This is a genomic window from Afipia sp. GW822-FHT03D08 (assembly GCF_058801645.1).
Map to the genome: position 1 here is coordinate 235,988 of NZ_JBXANK010000001.1, position 17,490 is coordinate 253,477.

Annotated in this window: 14 protein-coding genes; 8 read left to right on the forward strand and 6 right to left on the reverse strand. The window is 62.6% G+C overall.

Going from position 1 to position 17,490, the window contains the following annotated elements:
• Window positions 1-827 precede the first annotated feature (827 nt).
• Entirely contained in the window at window positions 828-3,206 is a 2,379-nt protein-coding gene (locus tag AC1RM7_RS01085) for a xanthine dehydrogenase family protein molybdopterin-binding subunit (RefSeq protein ID WP_024921330.1), read from the reverse strand.
• A gap of 364 nt (window positions 3,207-3,570) precedes the next feature.
• Between AC1RM7_RS01085 and AC1RM7_RS01090 the strand changes: the two genes are divergently transcribed.
• Together AC1RM7_RS01090 and AC1RM7_RS01095 are read left to right on the forward strand one after the other, a co-directional pair.
• On the forward strand, window positions 3,571-4,644 hold the full coding sequence (locus AC1RM7_RS01090) for a Ppx/GppA phosphatase family protein (protein ID WP_024921331.1): 1,074 nt from the start codon (window positions 3,571-3,573) through the stop codon (window positions 4,642-4,644).
• A 136-nt stretch (window positions 4,645-4,780) separates the two neighbouring features.
• A complete protein-coding gene (locus AC1RM7_RS01095) occupies window positions 4,781-5,479 on the forward strand; it encodes an RlmE family RNA methyltransferase (RefSeq protein WP_024921332.1) in 699 nt (232 codons plus the stop codon).
• 3 nt (window positions 5,480-5,482) lie between these two features.
• Here the strand turns inward: AC1RM7_RS01095 and AC1RM7_RS01100 are convergent, their stop codons facing one another.
• Complete coding sequence (locus AC1RM7_RS01100; RefSeq protein WP_024921333.1) at window positions 5,483-6,946, reverse strand: DHA2 family efflux MFS transporter permease subunit; 1,464 nt, start codon at window positions 6,944-6,946, stop codon at window positions 5,483-5,485.
• A 328-nt stretch (window positions 6,947-7,274) separates the two neighbouring features.
• On the opposite strand from AC1RM7_RS01100, the gene guaB reads away from it, so the two are divergent.
• From guaB to curA, 3 genes are all read left to right on the forward strand, one after another.
• Window positions 7,275-8,771, forward strand: coding sequence for an IMP dehydrogenase (gene guaB / locus AC1RM7_RS01105; protein ID WP_006020209.1), 1,497 nt, complete (start codon window positions 7,275-7,277; stop codon window positions 8,769-8,771).
• A gap of 167 nt (window positions 8,772-8,938) precedes the next feature.
• Window positions 8,939-9,562: a hypothetical protein gene (locus AC1RM7_RS01110; protein ID WP_024921334.1), complete on the forward strand. Its 624-nt coding sequence runs from the start codon at window positions 8,939-8,941 to the stop codon at window positions 9,560-9,562.
• 150 nt (window positions 9,563-9,712) lie between these two features.
• Complete coding sequence (curA, locus tag AC1RM7_RS01115) at window positions 9,713-10,747, forward strand: NADPH-dependent curcumin/dihydrocurcumin reductase (RefSeq protein ID WP_006020211.1); 1,035 nt, start codon at window positions 9,713-9,715, stop codon at window positions 10,745-10,747.
• A gap of 167 nt (window positions 10,748-10,914) precedes the next feature.
• Here the strand turns inward: curA and AC1RM7_RS01120 are convergent, their stop codons facing one another.
• Window positions 10,915-11,769 carry a metallophosphoesterase family protein gene (locus AC1RM7_RS01120; protein WP_024921335.1) on the reverse strand — a complete coding sequence of 285 codons (855 nt, stop codon included), beginning with the start codon at window positions 11,767-11,769 and terminating at the stop codon, window positions 10,915-10,917.
• Between the two features lie 182 nt (window positions 11,770-11,951).
• On the reverse strand, window positions 11,952-12,476 hold the full coding sequence (locus AC1RM7_RS01125; RefSeq protein WP_024921336.1) for a hypothetical protein: 525 nt from the start codon (window positions 12,474-12,476) through the stop codon (window positions 11,952-11,954).
• A gap of 147 nt (window positions 12,477-12,623) precedes the next feature.
• Between AC1RM7_RS01125 and AC1RM7_RS01130 the strand changes: the two genes are divergently transcribed.
• Window positions 12,624-12,971: a hypothetical protein gene (locus tag AC1RM7_RS01130; RefSeq protein WP_006020214.1), complete on the forward strand. Its 348-nt coding sequence runs from the start codon at window positions 12,624-12,626 to the stop codon at window positions 12,969-12,971.
• Window positions 12,972-13,025: 54 nt separating this feature from the next.
• Entirely contained in the window at window positions 13,026-14,327 is a 1,302-nt protein-coding gene (locus AC1RM7_RS01135; RefSeq protein ID WP_024921337.1) for an RsmB/NOP family class I SAM-dependent RNA methyltransferase, read from the forward strand.
• A gap of 6 nt (window positions 14,328-14,333) precedes the next feature.
• Here the strand turns inward: AC1RM7_RS01135 and AC1RM7_RS01140 are convergent, their stop codons facing one another.
• Entirely contained in the window at window positions 14,334-14,708 is a 375-nt protein-coding gene (locus tag AC1RM7_RS01140) for a nuclear transport factor 2 family protein (RefSeq protein WP_024921338.1), read from the reverse strand.
• 143 nt (window positions 14,709-14,851) lie between these two features.
• On the opposite strand from AC1RM7_RS01140, the gene guaA reads away from it, so the two are divergent.
• Window positions 14,852-16,447: a glutamine-hydrolyzing GMP synthase gene (guaA, locus tag AC1RM7_RS01145; protein WP_024921339.1), complete on the forward strand. Its 1,596-nt coding sequence runs from the start codon at window positions 14,852-14,854 to the stop codon at window positions 16,445-16,447.
• Window positions 16,448-16,521: 74 nt separating this feature from the next.
• On the opposite strand, the gene AC1RM7_RS01150 is transcribed toward guaA, so the two are convergent.
• Window positions 16,522-17,256 carry a hypothetical protein gene (locus tag AC1RM7_RS01150; RefSeq protein ID WP_244434497.1) on the reverse strand — a complete coding sequence of 245 codons (735 nt, stop codon included), beginning with the start codon at window positions 17,254-17,256 and terminating at the stop codon, window positions 16,522-16,524.
• Window positions 17,257-17,490: the final 234 nt, after the last annotated feature.

Genomic DNA, 17,490 nt, shown 5'->3' on the forward strand with positions numbered 1-17,490 from the left:
CGTGGGTTCGCGGATCATGAGGCATCGCGTAGTCTCTCTCCACGTCGTCCCCGCGCAGGCGGGGACCCATACTCCTTAAGTCATCGACTTGAGGGAGATGCTGGAGCAACCTTCTCGCTGTCACCACAGCCTGTGGTGGTTATGGGTCCCCGCCTGCGCGGGGACGACGACTGAGTATGATGCGACAGCGTGCGTCGCTTCGGCTCTTCCAGATTCAATTTTCAAACAGCATGCGCGTGTGGGGCTTGCCCCATTCGCGCCAACGAAAGGCGTGCGCAATCGCTCTCGCGCTGAACCGCGAGGTGAGATTTGGCTTTGCCCCTGTAAAGCGAGGGGCATGGAGCGCCGCAAGGCGCACCTTGTGTTCGTTTCGCTTCCGGCACCGCTTGCGAGGCGATGGTCTTCCGGAAGCGCATCGCCTTGCGGCGCTCCATTGCGGCGATTTTGGGCGAGGGGACCGTACTTCCGGGTGCGGACGGGGGAGGTTACTCGACCCCTGATCCGGACGGCTTTCGCCGCCTTCGTCCGCTCCGCGTCCAGCCGGCAAACGGCAGAGCCACATAGTTGGCCCGGACGGTGACCCCAGCCTCCCGGACGCGTGTGTGCGAAACACGCGCGCAGGCGCCGCATCCTGCTCCGCTTCAAAGCGCCCTCGAGAAGCGCCCCTCACGAACAGGACGTGACGAACTTAAGCGTGCTTCAGAACACGAACCCGGAATCCATGTTAACTCACCGGATTCCCGCATCATCATGGATTCCGGGCGTGCGCCAAGCGGCGCATCCCGGAATGACGACTGAATATTTGAGTACGGTAGTGGAACGCCGTCTCACGCTGACTTCTTCGCTTTCCGCCCATCCTGAATCGCGCGCCAGACCTTTTCCGATGTCAGCGGCATGTCGATGCTGGTCACGCCTTCATCTGACAATGCGTCGAGCACGGCGTTGACGATGGTCGCAAGGCTTCCGGCGCAGCCCGCTTCGCCGCAGCCCTTGGTGCCAAGCGGGTTCGAGGTCGCGGGCGATGGGTGGCTGCCCAATGTCATTGACGGAATATCGCCGGCGCGTGGCAGGGCGTAGTCCATGAACGAGCCGGTCACCGGCTGGCCGTTGTCGTCATAGGTGACGCACTCCATCAACGCCTGACCGATGCCCTGCGCGACGCCGCCATGAATCTGACCCGCGACAATCATCGGATTGACCACGGTGCCGAAGTCGTTGACGCCGCTGTATCGGACGATCTGCACGTTGCCGGTGTCGGGATCGACTTCGACCTCGGCGACGTGGCAGCCGTTGGGGAATGTCGAGGGCACGCCCTGCACGGTGTGGTCGACGTCGAGCGAGGAGGGCACGCCCTCCGGCATTTTCGAATTCCGCAGCTTTGCCGCCAGTTCCATGATGCCTATGCCGCGGTCGGTGCCGGCAATCGTGAAGCGCCCGTTGGCGAATTCCATGTCGCCTTCGGAAGCCTCCAGCACATGGGCCGCCGCCTGCTTGCCTTTCTCGATGACCAGCCTCGAAGAGGCGACGATCGCGGCACCGCTGGCGGTGATCGAGCGCGAGCCACCGGTGCCGTTGCCGGTGTGAACGATGTCGCTGTCGCCCTGCGTCAGCTTGATGGCGTCGAACGGCACGCCAAGCTGCGCGGCAAGCACCTGCGCGAATGGCGTGGCATGGCCCTGGCCGTAGTCGAGGGTGCCGGTGATGAGCCTGACCGTTCCGTCGGCTTCAAACACGATCTTGCCGAGCTCCGCGCTCGGCGGCGCGGTGATCTCGAGATAGGAGCCGACAGCGATGCCGCGCAGCTTGCCGCGCTTGCGGCTTTCCTTCCTGCGTTTGGCGAAGCCTGCGACATCAGCCTGTTCGACGGCCTTGCTGAAGACACCGGGGAAGTCGCCGCTGTCGTAGGTCAGGCCGTTCGCGGCCGCGTAGGGAATCTGTGCGGGCTTGATAAAGTTGCGCTTGCGCATCGCAAGGCGATCGATGCCCATTTCGTCCGCGGCGCGGTCGATCAGCCGCTCCATGAAGTAATTGGCTTCCGGGCGGCCCGCGCCGCGATAGGCGCCCATCAGCGTGGTGTTGGTCAGCACGCACTTGATGTCGACGCCGATCAGCGGCATGCGATAGACGCTGTTGATGTTCTTGGCGATGTTGAGCGACAGCGGAAGCGGCGCGACGCCGGTGATGTAGGCGCCGAGATTGCCGAAGCCGCGCACGCGCACGCCGAGGAATGCGCCGTCAGCAGCCAGGGCGAGTTCGCAATGCACGTCCTGCGCGCGGCCGTGACTGTCGGAGAGAAAGCTGGTCGAGCGCTCGTCCGTCCATTTCACCGCGCGGCCGAGCTCACGGGCGGCATGCAGGATGCAAATGTATTCGGGATAGTTCGCGTTCTTCATGCCGAACGATCCGCCGACATGATGCGTGCGCAGATGAACCTTGTCGTTTGGCACATTCAGGGTTTTCGCCAGCGATGTGCGGTTGCCGGCAACGCCCTGCGTCGGGATTTCGATGGTGAAGCGCTGGCTCTTTTTGTCGTAGCTGGCGAGCGCCGCGCGCGGCTCCATCGCAACCACGGCGAGGCGCGTGTTGACGATATTGAGGCGGGTGACGTGAGACGCGCGTGCGAATGCGGCATCGAGCGCCGCGTCGTCGCCGGCGTGATAATCGAGCACGACGTTGCCGGGGATGTGGTCGTAGAGCAGCGGCGCGCCGGGCTTTGCTGCGTCTTCCGCGCTGGTGACGGACGGCAGCGGCTCGATATCGACCACGACCGCTTCTCCGGCGTCGCGCGCCTGCGCCAGCGTTTCCGCGACGACGAACGCAACCGGATCGCCGACAAAGCGCACCTTGTCGGTCATCAGCGGCAGCCGGTTGGTTTGCAGCAGCGGTGAGCCGTCACGGTTCTTCATCGGCAGGCCGACGGTGAAGGGATTGTAGCCGGCCGCGGCGAGGTCCTTGCCGGTCCACACGCCGAGCACGCCGGGCATGGCGCGGGCGGCCTCCACATCGATGCCCTTGATGATGCCGTGGGCGTGGGTGCTGCGGACGATCCAGGCATAGGCCTGGCCCGGCAGGCTGATGTCGTCGGTGTAGGTTCCCTTGCCCCGCACCAGCGTATCGTCCTCCTTGCGCCGGACGGGCTGTCCCACGCCGAATTTTTGCAGTGCGATATCGTTGTCGGAAGAGACGCGGGAGGGGTGATCGAGCATGAAAAATCCGCTGAAAATCACGGTCCGGCGACGAAAATCGCACTCCGTCCGTGGGGTGGGGGCTGCGCGTTAAACTTAAGACGCCTGAATCCCAGCCACAATGCGTGATCGGGTATGCTGCGGTTGCGCCGGGCACGTACGCTGTTAAACTTTATTTGAACAGGATTGCCGTGGCGTGACGCTCACGCCGCAGAGATGGACCAGTGATCCGGTTCTGACATTCGTATCCCGTCTCACCCGGCACTTTACGAATGTCAGAACCATAGGATCACTGGAATTATAACTTGCTAGTGTCCTTTCGTATCCGACGTTCGTTCGGGAGGTGCTGCGGGGTGAATCGAACGTCGGATACGGGACACTAGCTATGAACGAAGACGTGCGGTTGCACGACGGTCGCGAACCGTCCGTCAGCCCGCCAGTACCGGTTCCGGAGGAGGCGCATGGCCGCGGACATCTCCGCGTTCATGGCGGCCCCGCGGCCTATGCCGCCCTTGATCTCGGCACCAACAATTGCCGTCTGCTGATTGCGCGAGTCTCGAACGACGGCTTCCGCGTGATCGATTCGTTCTCGCGTATCATCCGTTTGGGGGAGGGCATCTCGACGACGGGCCGGATCAGCGATGCCGCCATTTCCCGCGCGGTCGGTGCGCTGAGCGTCTGCGGCGACAAGATCCGCGCCAGGGGCGCGAAGCGGCTGCGCACCATCGCGACCGAAGCCTGCCGCGCCGCCGACAACGCCGACGCATTCCTCGACCTGATCGAGCGCGAGACCGGCATCAAGCTTGAAGTTATCGACCGCGAGACGGAATCGACGCTGGCGGTGATCGGCTGTTCGCCGCTGCTCGACCCCCGTGCGAAGGGCGCAATCCTGTTCGACATCGGCGGCGGCTCGACCGAAGTGGTGCGGATCGAGCGCCCGGCGGGCGAGCCGCATGCGCCTCCCTTGAAGGGACCGTGGATTTCATTGCCGCTCGGCGTGGTCACGCTCGCGGAGCGCTTCGGCGGCACCCATGTCAGCCGCGAATCCTATGGCGCGATGGTCGATGAAGTCGCGCACCATCTTGCGCCGTTCGCAGCCAGCCATGGCCACAATCTGTCCGGCATGCACCTGCTCGGCACGTCCGGCACCGTGACGACGGTTGCAGGCATCCATCTCGGTCTTTCCCACTACGACCGGCGCAAGGTCGACGGTTTGTGGATGAACGATGCCGACATGGACAACGCGATCGCGCGGCTGCTCGACATGACCTATCAGGACCGCGCGCGCAATGCGTGCATCGGCACCGAACGGGCCGATCTCGTGCTTGCGGGTTGTGCCATTCTCGACGCCATCCGCAAGGCGTTCCCGCTGCCGCGCCTGCGCGTCGCCGACCGCGGCCTGCGCGAAGGCATGCTGGTGGAAATGATGCGGGCCGACGGCGCGATCCTCGCCTGCTAAATCCGTTCAGATGTCGTGACGGCGCGGCTGAAACGTCGTAAGGGGTGCGTGAGCGCATCTGCTTTTTGTTCGGCATGATCCTTTCCGAAAACCCGTTCCTACTTTTCGAGGATCATGCCGCTGGAAACCAAGTCTCATGGCGAAAGACACCACCGGACGGCTGCATGTCACAGTGAAGAGCGGCGGCAAGCGCAAGCTGTCGTCGAAACTCTGGCTGGAACGTCAGCTCAACGATCCGTATGTCGTGCAGGCCAAGCGCGACGGCTTCCGCTCGCGCGCCGCGTACAAGTTGCGCGAGATCGACGACAAGCAGCGCTTCCTCAAGCAAGGGCAGGTGGTGGTCGATCTCGGCGCAGCGCCCGGCGGATGGAGCCAGATCGCTGCGAAACGCGTCGGCGCGATGGAGGGCAGGGGCAAGGTTATCGCCATCGATCTTCTGGAGATGCCGGAGCTTCCGGGTGTGGCGTTCGCGCAAATGGATTTCCTCGACGACCACGCGCCCGAGAAGCTCCGCGCAATGATCGGCGGCGGCGCGGATGTCGTGATGTCTGACATGGCCGCCAACACCACCGGTCACCGCAAGACCGATCAGTTGCGTATCATCGGGCTGGTCGAGAACGCTGCGGCGTTCGCCTGCGAAATCCTCAATCCCGGCGGGACTTTTCTGGCGAAGGTGTTTCAGAGCGGCGCGGAGGCAGACTTGGTGGCGCAGCTCAAACGCGATTTCAAGACTGTGAAGCATGTGAAGCCTGCCGCCAGCCGGCAGGATTCATCCGAACGCTATGTGCTGGCGCTGGGATTTCGCGGCGACAATGCGCAGAACGAATCGTCTTAGCGATTAACCCAGCTTCTGGTCGCGAGCGTCGTGGGTTTGCTCCGCCGCGGCGGCTTCCGCAGCTTGCGGGGTCTCCTCCACTGGCGCCCGATGGCCCGAAATTTCGTGGCCCGCATCCTCGGGCAATTTCCAGAACGAATACGCCGACAGCGCCGACAGCACGGCGACGATCAGGAACGCCGGCCAGAAATCGCCCGCACGGAGTTCCACGGAGTGGTTCGCCGCCATTGTCGCCTCGACGGCGAACGCGCCCACCGCGACGCCCGCGGAAATCGCAAGCTGCTGGTTGACGCTGACAAGCGTCGTCGCGCGGCTCATTTCGCCGGGGGTGACTTCTGCGTAGGCCATGGTGTTGATCGCGGTGAATTGCAGCGAGCGGAAAAAGCCCCCGACCACCAGAATGATCATGATCAGCAGCAGCGGCGTCGATGGCGTGAACAGGGCGCAGGCGGCCAGAAAGAACGAACTCACCACCGCGTTGATGACCATGATGTTGCGGAAGCCGAAGGTGCGGATGATCCGCGCGGCAAGAGTCTTCATGCCGAGCGCGCCGACCGCGGAGGCGAATGTCACCAGACCCGACTTGAACGGCGACAGACCGAAACCGACCTGCATCAGCAGCGGCAGCAGGAACGGCAGTGCGCCGATGCCAAGGCGATACATGAAGCCGCCGGTGAGACTGGCGCGCAGGGTCGGGTGCTTGATCAGGGTGAAGTCCAGCACCGGCGATGCGGTTCGCTTGGCGTGATACAGATAGAGACCCATGCTTATCGCGCCGCCCACGATCAATCCGACGACGATTTGCCATGGCAGCAGGCCGAGACCGGCGACCGACAGCCCGAAGGCCAGACCGGCAACCCCCAATCCCGCGAGAACCAGCCCGACCACGTCAAAGCGTTCGGGATTCTCGCTCTTGATCGGATCGATGTACTTCAGCGCCATCCAGATGCCGAGCAACCCGATCGGAATGTTGATCAGGAAGATCCAGTGCCACGAGAAATACGTGGTGATGAAACCGCCGAGCGGCGGTCCGATCACGGGGCCGATCAGCGCGGGCACCGTGACCCACGCCATCGCGTTGACCAGCGCACTCTTGTCGATGGAGCGCAGCAGCACCAGCCGCCCGACCGGCGTCATCATCGCCCCGCCGATGCCCTGGATGATGCGCGCGATGACGAAATCGGTGACCGACGTCGACAGGGCGCAGCCGATCGAGCCGACCATGAATACGCCGATGGCGATGCTGAACACGGCGCGCGCGCCGAAGCGATCGGCAGTCCAGCCGCTTGCGGGAATGAAAACGGCGAGCGAGAGCAGGTAGGATGTGATCGCGAGTTTCAATGTCAGCGGGCTGGTGCCGATGTCGGCGGCGATGGCCGGCAGCGAGGTCGCGATCACCGTCGAGTCCATGTTTTCCATGAACAGCGCGCAGGCCACGATCAGCGGTATCAGGCGTTCCTTCTGCATCGGCTCTGCTGTGTGGAAGGATTTCAAGAAAAGACGGGCGAAAAGAGAATGACCCCTGTTAGGCCAGTCTTGAGGGGCGGGGTCAATAAACTCGCCGTGAGGTGACCCGTTCCGGGAAAGCCTGTTGCCAGAGGGGCTATTGCAGATGTCCCATGCGTAAAAACCTCTGATTTTCGAGCGAAATGCTTTGAAACGTCATGGGGGCGTGCTATCGACCACCGCCAACCCCACTGATGGGCTTCGATTCGAGCGACGCGTTAGCGGACCGCTCGATTTTGCACATCCAGAGGTTTTTACCGCAGCCACGGGCTGCCGAACGGAGTTGGCAATGGCAATCACGCAATCGGGTCAGGGTATTCGCGAAGCATTCACATTCGACGATGTGCTGCTGAAACCCGGTTTGTCTGACATCATGCCGTCCGACGCCGATGTCCGGACCCACCTGACCCGCGCCATTCCGCTCAATATTCCGATCATCGCCTCGGCGATGGACACCGTCACCGAAGCTGCAATGGCGATCGCGATGGCGCAATCGGGCGGTATCGGCGTGCTTCACCGCAACTTCGATCCGGATGGCCAGGCCGCGCAGGTCCGTCAGGTCAAGAAATACGAATCCGGCATGGTGGTGAATCCGCTCACCATCGGACCTGATGCCAAGCTGGTCGATGCGCTGACGCTGATGAAGGATCACGGCATTTCCGGTGTTCCTGTTGTGACCGGCGGCGGCAACGGCCAGCCGGGCAAGCTGGTCGGCATTCTGACCAACCGCGACGTGCGCTTTGCAACCGATCCGGAGCAGAAGGTTTCGGAACTGATGACGCATCAGAACCTCATCACGGTCAGGGAAGGCGTCAGCCAGACTGAAGCCAAGAAGATGCTGCATCAGAACCGTATCGAAAAGCTGCTGGTGGTCGATGACCAGTATCGCTGCGTCGGTCTCATCACGGTCAAGGACATGGAAAAGGCGGTGGCTTATCCGCTCGCGTCGAAGGATGCGCAGGGCCGGCTCCGGGTTGCTGCCGCAACCACCGTTGGCGATGGCGGCTTCGAGCGCACCGAAAAGCTGATCGAGGCGGGTGTGGACGTTATCGTTGTCGACACCGCGCATGGTCATTCCATGCGGGTGCTGGAGGCAGTCAACCGCATCAAGCGGCTGTCGAACGCCGTGCAGGTTGTCGCAGGCAACGTCGCAACCACCGAGGGAACGCAGGCGCTGATCGATTCCGGCGCGGATGCGATCAAGGTCGGCATCGGGCCGGGTTCGATCTGCACCACGCGTATTGTCGCCGGCGTCGGAGTGCCGCAGCTCACCGCGATCATGGATGCGGTGGAAGCTGCGAAGAAGGCGAACATTCCGGTGATCGCCGACGGCGGCATCAAGTATTCCGGCGATCTCGCCAAGGCGCTTGCCGCCGGCGCGGACGTTGCGATGGTCGGCTCGCTGCTGGCCGGTACCGACGAGACGCCGGGCGAAGTGTTCCTGTGGCAGGGCCGTTCCTACAAGGCCTATCGCGGCATGGGCTCTGTCGGTGCGATGGCACGCGGCTCCGCCGATCGCTACTTCCAGCAGGATATCAAGGACACGCTCAAGCTTGTGCCGGAAGGTATCGAAGGGCAGGTGCCTTACAAGGGACCGGTTGCCAACGTGCTCCATCAGCTCGCCGGCGGCCTGCGCGCCGCGATGGGTTATGTCGGTGCGAAGGATATCGAGGACTTCCACGCCAAGGCGGAATTCGTCCGCATCACCGGCGCGGGCCTGCGCGAAAGCCACGTCCACGACGTCACCATCACCCGCGAAAGCCCGAACTATCCGGGCGGCAGCTAAAAAGCCCGTCCAATTTCGGCCTCAACGGCCTGTCAAAACGCGTACACTGGCGCGGCATCCGTGTTGCTTCGCGCAATATGGCCGCGCTCGTTCAAGCACATCCCTCGCTTATTGAACCGGCCGGGTTCGGCCGCAATGCGTCCAACATTTCAGAAAAGAAGAACACTATGGTTGACTGGACAGACGACAGGATTACCGCGCTCTCCGATCAGGATCTGAAGAACCTGCTGGTTAACGCTGAGCGCAGGTCGGTCGCGGATGTCGCCGATAAGTGCAAGGCGGAGCTTGAGAAGCGCAACGCCGCCAAGCCGCGCAAGGCATCGAAGCCGCGCTCGGAGCTAAAGGAGTTCGAGCACTCGGTGTCGGAACAGCTTGCCGAATTCGGCAAGCAGATGGCGGCCAAATACGACCTATCCGAGGAGACCGCGAAAGCGAAGTCGGAAGGCGTGAAAGGCTTCAAGGCGCACCGGCTGCTGGACTCGAAAGGCTACGCCAAGCTCGGCGGCATGCAGCGCGACGGCTCGGTCGCGATCGAGCGCTATATCTCCTATCGCCGCGGCGAGAGCACGGCCTATCTCGGGGTGTTTCTCCTCAAGGACGCACCGGCGGAAGATCACGAATTCCATGTGATCGCGCCGCAGGCATTTCTCGACGGCGGCAAGCCGGTCGCCGAAATTCGCCCGACGGCCACGGACAAGCAGAAGCAGCCCGCGGACAGCGGCCTGTCCTTCAAGGACTTGCCGAGCGCCGCGGAGGCGTTCGACAAGGCGCTGGCGAAGCTGACGGCCTGACGGCGCTCGCGTCACTGACCATTTTTATTCTGTTTTAAACGGAAATGAGCGGCATGGATGCCATGCCGCTCCGCCCGCGCGTGGCGACATGGCCATGCGTGGTTCTCTCGGCTAAATAACACTCACGTTCATAGAAACCGAGGAAACACCATGTCCCAGTCAGCCAAGCGTATCGTCCTTGCATCCCGTCCTGAGGGCGAACCGAAGCCGGGCAATTTTCGGCTTGAGGAATATCCGGTGCCGACGCCGGGCGAGGGGCAGATCCTGCTGCGCACGATCTGGCTGTCTTTGGATCCGTACATGCGCGGCCGCATGAGCGATGGACCGTCTTACTCGGCGCCGGTGCCGATCGACGGCGTGATGGAAGGCGGCACGGTCGCCGAGGTCGTTGCGTCGAACAACCCCGGTTTCGCCAAGGGCGACATCGTGCTCGCGCATTCGGGCTGGCAGCAGTACGGCCTGTCGGACGGCAAGGGACTGCGCAAGGTCGACCCGAAAATCGCGCCGATCTCGACGGCGGTGGGTGTGCTCGGTATGCCGGGTATGACCGCCTACACCGGCCTGCTTGAAATCGGCAAGCCGAAGGCGGGCGAGACGGTGGTGGTTGCGGCTGCGTCGGGCGCTGTTGGTTCGGCGGTCGGCCAGATCGCGAAGATCAAGGGCGCGCGCGCGGTCGGCATCGCGGGCGGCAAGGACAAGTGCGACTACGTCAAGAACGAACTCGGCTTCGACGACTGCCTCGACCATCGCGATCCGGACCTGAAGGCCAAGCTGAAGGACGCCTGTCCGAAGGGCATCGACGTTTACTTCGAGAACGTCGGCGGCAAGGTGTTCGATACGGTGTTTCCGCAGTTGAATCCGTTCGCGCGAATCCCGGTGTGCGGACTGATCGCCGACTACAACACCATCTTCGGCAAGGACACGCCGACGCCGCCCTGGGCGAATTCGATCATGCGCGCCATCTTGGTGAAGCGCCTGACATTCCGCGGTTTCATCGTCAGCGACTTCGCGGCGATGTTCCCGGATTTCATCCGCGACATGTCGCAGTGGCTCAAGGAAGGCAAGCTCAAGCACAAGGAGTTCGTCACCGAGGGTATCGAGAGCGCGCCGGAAGCGTTCATCGGCCTGCTCAAGGGTGCGAATTTCGGCAAGCAGCTTGTGCGCGTCGGGCCCGACAAGGTTTAACGCGGCTTCACCTCTCCCGTGGGGAGAGGTCGATGCGCGAAGTGCATCGGGTGAGGGCGTACGGTCTCTCGATAGATTCTACGCCCTCACCCCAACCCTCTCCCCACGGGAGAGGGAATTGCATCGCATGTGCATCGAATGCGGTATTTCAGTTCCGACATTCAAGGTCACACCACTGTCGAGGGCTCCAGCACCGAAAACAGATCGAGATTGATCTGCCCCGCCGCGCGAATGTGGCGGACCTCGAAACCGTCCGGCTGAAAAGCGTATTCGACCAGCCCGGTTTCCTTGATGCCGATCAGTTCCTGCTTCGCGTTGGACTTGATCACGAAGGAGGTCGATGGCGCCCAGATGTGGCGCACGTTGCCGAACGTGACGTCCCGGCGCTGATGGACATGGCCGCAGGCCACCAGCCGCAGATTCGCGCCGCCAAGCATGTCGACCAGATCGCTTCGCGCTGGCATCGGGACGTAGCGGAATGATGTGGCCGCAAGCTCTGCATCGTCTGGCGAGTCCTTGTAGAGCGGCTTGTGAATGAACAGCGCCACCGGCTTGCCCCGCGCTGCGGACAATTGCTCGGCGAGCCATTCGCGCTGCTCGGCCTCGCAGGGGAGTGAGGTGTTCATCACCAGCGAGTTCAGTCCGATGAAACACCAGCCCGCGGCATCGAACTGCCAGCGATCTTCGCCGAATGTCGCAATGAAGTTCTGGCGGTTTTCTTCGGAGGCGTGCTGTGTGGGTTGCACGCCGACCAGGGTCGGATTGTCGCCGATGTCGTGATTGCCGGGAAGATACCGGCAGTCGACGGGCAGCGCGTCGTGCAGGGCTTTTGCGAAATCGAGATCGTCCGGATGATCCGGACCGTCGAACGCAACGTCGCCGCTGTTGATGACGATGTCAGGCCTGTTGTCGTCGATGTGCTGGCTCACCCGGTGGAAATTTTCGATGAACTCGGGAAAGCGGGCGCCGAGATGTGTGTCGGTGATCTGGGTCAGACGGAAGCTGGGCTTTACGCTGGACATGGCGAGGCTCCTTTGCGGAGCAACTTACACGCGGCGCATGTCAGTGAGATGGCCTGATGATTAGTGTGGTGCGTTTAAAACGTGCGGAGAAAATGGAAAATTTTTAGGTGATGAAGTGCGTCCGGGTTGAAAATAGCGATCTTGAAAATGCTTCGGTTATAAAAATTCTGGCGACCGGTGCTTCACAGCACGCGGTAACGGATAGCGAAAGTGTCGTCCGGTCGTCCTCGTGCCGCTTCAGTGTGCGCGCCGGAAACGACGCGATCGACCATGTGCCACGGTCCGAATTCATCGGACGGGCTGGGGTTCGGCGGCAGCCGCAGCTTGAATGCGCGCTGCGCCTGACCGGGCAGGCTGAGAATGACCATGCGCTCCGAGGTCCGGAACTTCAGCGGAACGTGGCCGCGCAGCACGGCGCGTCCGTCTGCGGTCGCGCGCAGATCGCCATCGAGCTGCGCCAGTGTCTGATTGAGATCGGTCAGGAGCTGCACCTGCGCATCGCGCTTCAGGTCGGCCCCCGCCAGAGCGGGCGGCAGCCGGATTTCAAATTCCACAGCGGGTGCCTTGGCGATGATTCCGAGATGCGTGAGCGCGGCGGTGCGCAGGCTGAAAGCGCCGGCTGCCAGCGCGCCCATCATGAGAACGACGCCGAGGCTGCGCACGGCGACGCCGCGGAGAGTTGTCATGCCCTTTGTTGCGTTGGTCATCTCAGCACCCGGTCTGACCCTGAAAATGGAACTTCTGAGCATTGGTCGTCGTTGTCTGTGGACAGGTTCACAGTCCGCCGGGAATGATTTTCCGGGCGGGCAGAGGCTGCTCAGGCGCGGGCTGCGTTGAATTTTGGGGTATTTCAAATGATGATTCAGATGATTCTGCTGCCGACATTCGTTCTGGTCGGACTGACGTTGCTTGTCCTGTTCTGGCGCGGGCGCGATGGGACAAGGCCTGCCGTGGATGGCGACTGGTTCGGTTATCATCTCCACACGCTGTTTTATGTGGTGGTCGTGCTGGCGATCGAGACCCGGCATGCCGACCTGATCATGGTCTTGCTGGCCTGGGTGTTTGTGGTGCTGCAGGTGTTTCAGGCCGGATTTCTGGTCACCACCGCGAATGCGCGCGGATCGCTGTTTTTCATCTCAGGGGCGCTGGTCCTGCTGGCCATGTGGCTGTATTTCGCCATTCGCGTCTTGTTTCTCATCTGAGACGCGGCTAGGTCAGGCGTCTGTTCTCTGATCTTGCATGCCTGAAAGACCACGATGACGCCTGCCGCGCGGCTGTCCGCAGCCATTGAGATTCTTGAAGCGATCGACGCGCAGCGCATTCCCGCGCCGAACGCGCTGAAGGAGTGGGGCACCGCGCATCGTTTCGCAGGTTCGGGCGACCGCGCCGCGATTGCAGGACTGGTGTTCGACGTGCTTCGCCGCCGCGCGTCGTCGGCGTGGCTGATGGATGCCGACACGCCGCGTGCGCGGCTGCTCGGCATGCTCAAGCTTGAACGCGGGCTCAGCGCCGATGCCGTTGCGGCGCTGTGCGATGGCGGGCGTTTCGCGCCCGAGCCTCTCACGGACACCGAACGCGCCGCATTCACATCGCGGACGCTGAAGGATGCGCCGGCGCATGTCGCGGGCGATTACCCCGAATGGCTCGATGCTCAATTCGCCGCCGTGTTCGGTGATACGCGTGTGGAGGAAGCCACCGCGATGGCCAGTCGGGCGCCACTCGATTTGCGCGTCAACACCCTGAAGGCCAAGCCTGAGAAGGTGCTGGGCTCGATGAAGCATCTCGGCGCGCGGGCCACGCCGTGGTCGCCATGGGGATTGCGGATCGATCTCGGCGCCGATGCGCGCAATCCGGGCATCCATTCGGAAGAAGATTTCATCAAGGGCGGGGTCGAGGTGCAGGACGAAGGCTCGCAACTTGCGGCGTTCCTGACCGGCGCGAAGCCCGGCGAGCAGGTGATCGACATGTGCGCCGGTGCGGGCGGGAAAACGCTGGCGCTGGCCGCCATGATGCAGGGCAAGGGCCGGCTGATTGCTACGGATCACGACAAGCGGCAGCTTGCGCCGATCCACGAGCGGCTGTCGCGCGCAGGCGTTCACAACGCCGATGTACGCACGCCGAAGGGCCCCGACGATACGCTGTCCGACATCAAGGCGTCGGCGGATCTCGTGGTGATCGACGCGCCGTGCACCGGCACCGGAACCTGGCGGCGCAATCCCGATGCGAAGTGGCGGATGCGCCCCGGCGCACTGGAGGTTCGCATCAAGGATCAGATCGAAGTGCTGAATCGCGCGGCCTCGCTGGCGAAGCCGGGCGGGCGGATCGCCTACATCACCTGTTCGGTTCTGCCGCAGGAGAACAACGCGCAGGTGAAAGCTTTCACCGCGCGCCATCCGGATTATTCAGTGGTGCCAGCTGCGCAGGTGATGTCGGTGCTTTGGGACAAGGCGGACGATTTCGCCGCCGCAACGATCCAGTCGGATGAGGGGTTGCTGATGACCCCGCGCCGGACCGGAACGGACGGGTTCTTTGTGTCGGTGATGACGCGCCGGACCTAAAATGTATCAGCCGTGAAGATGGTTGGCCGATCCCTGAACGATCTTGCCGTCGGCATTTAAGCGCAGATATTCGCAGATCTCGTGTCCGAGTTCATCGCGGTAGAACACGACAAGGCTGTCCGGACTGACGAAGGCGTTGATCAGCGTGAAATGGAGCTTCGGGCGCAGGGGCAGGGCGCGGCCCCAATAGGCGCGAAGGGCGTCCTTGCCGCGCAGCCGTCCGTTCGGATCGAAACCCAGCTTGATGATCTTGTCCGAGACCATTTCGCTGTCGTCGGCATAAAGCGCGAGAACCTGCTCAAGATCGCGGGTATTCCAGGCGGCGATCCACGTGTCTGCGAAGGCGGTCCGCTGGTCGAGAGTCTTTTCCAGATCTTGCATGTTCCCCTCCCGATATATAATTAGGTCAGTAATACTGACCTAATTTAAGGCATGTCAACCGGGAGCTCTTTGATGGGTGGATTGCGTCGGCGTGCATGCTTTGCCGGGTTGCGACTCCGCCCTCCGTCGCGTATTTCCTGCCCATGACAGCACACAGCCAGACCGCTCCAGCGACGCCCGACGTGGCGGCCGCTCACGAAAAGATTCTGATTGTCGATTTCGGCTCGCAGGTGACCCAGCTCATCGCGCGCCGTGTCCGTGAGGACGGCGTTTATTCAGAAATCGTGCCGTTCCAGAAGGCCGAAGCGGCTTTCCGGGAGATGAAGCCTAAAGCCGTGATCCTTTCCGGCGGCCCGGCCTCGGTGCTCGATCAGGATGCACCGTCCGCGCCGATGTCGATCCTGACCGCGGGCGTGCCTGTGCTCGGCATCTGCTACGGCGAGCAGACCATGGCGCAGCAGCTCGGCGGCACCGTCGAGGCCGGCCATCACCGCGAGTTCGGCCGCGCGCTGATCGAGGTCACGGACGACTGTGCGCTGTTCGAGGATGTCTGGAAGGTCGGCGAAAAGCACTACGTCTGGATGAGCCACGGTGACCGCGTCACCAAGCTGCCCGACGGTTTTCGCGGGGTGGCGAAAGCGCCGGGCTCTCCGATCTCCGTGATCGCCGACGACAAGCGCAAGTTCTACGCGATGCAGTTTCATCCCGAAGTGGTGCATACGCCGGATGGCGCGAAGCTGATCAGGAATTTCGTGCGCAAGGTGGCCGGCCTCAAGGGCGACTGGACCATGCGCGCCTTCCGCGAGGAAGCGATTGAAAAAATCCGCGCGCAGGTCGGCAAGGGCAGGGTGATCTGCGGCCTGTCGGGCGGCGTCGATTCATCCGTGGCGGCGATTTTGATTCACGAAGCCATCGGCGATCAGCTCACCTGCGTGTTCGTCGATCACGGCATGCTGCGCAAGGACGAGGCCAAGACCGTCGTCGATCTGTTCCGGCATCACTACAACATTCCGCTGGTTCACGTGGACGCGTCGAAGACGTTCCTCGGCGAGCTTGAGGGCGTCACCGATCCGGAAGTGAAGCGCAAGACCATCGGGCGTCTGTTCATCGATGTGTTCGATGAAGAAGCCAAGAAGATCGGGGGCGCGGATTTCCTCGCCCAGGGCACGCTCTATCCCGACGTGATCGAAAGCGTCTCGTTCACCGGCGGCCCGTCGGTGACGATCAAGTCGCATCACAATGTCGGCGGCCTGCCCGCGCGCATGAAGATGAAGCTGGTCGAGCCCTTGCGCGAACTCTTCAAGGACGAGGTGCGCGCGCTGGGCCGCGAACTCGGTCTGCCGGACGTGTTCGTGGGACGCCATCCGTTTCCGGGTCCGGGGCTTGCGATCCGCTGCCCCGGCGAGATCACCCGCGAGAAGCTCGATATCCTGCGCGAAGCCGATGCGGTGTATATCGACCAGATCCGCAAGGCGGGTCTCTACGACACCATCTGGCAGGCGTTCGCGGTGCTGTTGCCGGTGAAGACGGTGGGCGTGATGGGCGACGGCCGCACCTATGAATACGTTGTCGGCCTGCGCGCGGTGACATCCACCGACGGCATGACGGCGGACTTCTATCCGTTCGACATGAAGTTTTTGGGCGAGACCGCAACGCGCATCATCAACGAGGTGAAGGGCGTCAACCGCGTGGTCTACGACGTCACGAGCAAGCCGCCGGGGACGATCGAGTGGGAGTGAGGGGCCGATAAGCGGCGGAGAGCGGACGAGCCCATGGCGCCAGTCATCGTTGATCCCGAAAAGGTTCGCGCGTTCTACTCCGTCGTCGTTTTGAGCTTGGTCGCGCCCGTGTAGCCGTACGCTTCGTGCAGGATGGTCAATATCTCGCTGGCGATGGCGGCATCCTTGTATTTGTCGAGGGCATAGCTCTTAGAGTAGTTCGGAGCACGGCCGGGATCGGCATATCCAGCGTTGTGTAATCGCGCGATGCGCTCGGGCGTGAGAACAGTTGTCAGCGCCGCCCAGCTTTCCGCCGACTGGGCTTCGCAGTAGATCGCGACAGGCGGGACCTCCGGAGCGCACTGGATGTAGCCTATGCCTGCATCGAACACGATATAGACACGCCGCGTGGCGTTGATCCGCAGCCGTTGAATCTCGGCGGTTGTGCTCGTGCCGTAGATAGCGACCAGTTCTGCCGCTGAACTGGCCGTTTGCGGCGTCGTTGCCGGTGGCGTGTAGAAGCATGTCCGCACCGCGGTTGCGCGCATGGACGGCGCGTCGTTCACGCTCCCCGCGAGATTTTGCGAGGGGCCGTTGCGGGGCGGGCAGGGTGTGTCCGCAACCCAACTGGTTGCCACATCCAGGTCATTGACGTTCGCGGCATAAGCTTCGACCAGCGCCCGCACAACGTGATCCGCTGCGCGGTCCGTCGGCATGTCCGCGGGAAATATCTGCACGTAGTTTCCAAAGCTAGGATCGAGTGTCCAGCCGAGTGCTGCAAGCCGGGTCAAACGATCACCGGTCAGCACGCTTTTCAGGGAAGGCTGCATCGACGTTCCCGCCGCTTCGCAGCGAAGGCTGCGATCCGAAATGCGTCTACATTGAATGTATTTATTGCCGTCCCAGAACGTTGCGTAACCTACACGGCCTGCGCGGACCAGCGAGGTGATGTTCTGCAACGCTTCGTCGATGCGGATATTCGGTGTTTGCTGCGCCTGGGCTTGTCGCGGCCCACAATGCAAGTGCCGCGAGCGCCGCCCGCGCGCGCTGAAATCCGAACTGCC

Excerpts from the sequence above, each read along its gene's own strand:
- AC1RM7_RS01085 (WP_024921330.1), bottom strand. The coding sequence starts at position 3,206 with ATGCTCGATCACCCCTCCCGCGTCTCTTCCGACAACGATATCGCACTG.
- AC1RM7_RS01090 (WP_024921331.1), top strand. The coding sequence starts at position 3,571 with ATGAACGAAGACGTGCGGTTGCACGACGGTCGCGAACCGTCCGTCAGC.
- AC1RM7_RS01095 (WP_024921332.1), top strand. The coding sequence starts at position 4,781 with ATGGCGAAAGACACCACCGGACGGCTGCATGTCACAGTGAAGAGCGGC.
- AC1RM7_RS01100 (WP_024921333.1), bottom strand. The coding sequence starts at position 6,946 with ATGCAGAAGGAACGCCTGATACCGCTGATCGTGGCCTGCGCGCTGTTC.
- guaB (WP_006020209.1), top strand. The coding sequence starts at position 7,275 with ATGGCAATCACGCAATCGGGTCAGGGTATTCGCGAAGCATTCACATTC.
- AC1RM7_RS01110 (WP_024921334.1), top strand. The coding sequence starts at position 8,939 with ATGGTTGACTGGACAGACGACAGGATTACCGCGCTCTCCGATCAGGAT.
- curA (WP_006020211.1), top strand. The coding sequence starts at position 9,713 with ATGTCCCAGTCAGCCAAGCGTATCGTCCTTGCATCCCGTCCTGAGGGC.
- AC1RM7_RS01120 (WP_024921335.1), bottom strand. The coding sequence starts at position 11,769 with ATGTCCAGCGTAAAGCCCAGCTTCCGTCTGACCCAGATCACCGACACA.
- AC1RM7_RS01125 (WP_024921336.1), bottom strand. The coding sequence starts at position 12,476 with ATGACCAACGCAACAAAGGGCATGACAACTCTCCGCGGCGTCGCCGTG.
- AC1RM7_RS01130 (WP_006020214.1), top strand. The coding sequence starts at position 12,624 with ATGATGATTCAGATGATTCTGCTGCCGACATTCGTTCTGGTCGGACTG.
- AC1RM7_RS01135 (WP_024921337.1), top strand. The coding sequence starts at position 13,026 with ATGACGCCTGCCGCGCGGCTGTCCGCAGCCATTGAGATTCTTGAAGCG.
- AC1RM7_RS01140 (WP_024921338.1), bottom strand. The coding sequence starts at position 14,708 with ATGCAAGATCTGGAAAAGACTCTCGACCAGCGGACCGCCTTCGCAGAC.
- guaA (WP_024921339.1), top strand. The coding sequence starts at position 14,852 with ATGACAGCACACAGCCAGACCGCTCCAGCGACGCCCGACGTGGCGGCC.
- AC1RM7_RS01150 (WP_244434497.1), bottom strand. The coding sequence starts at position 17,256 with ATGCAGCCTTCCCTGAAAAGCGTGCTGACCGGTGATCGTTTGACCCGG.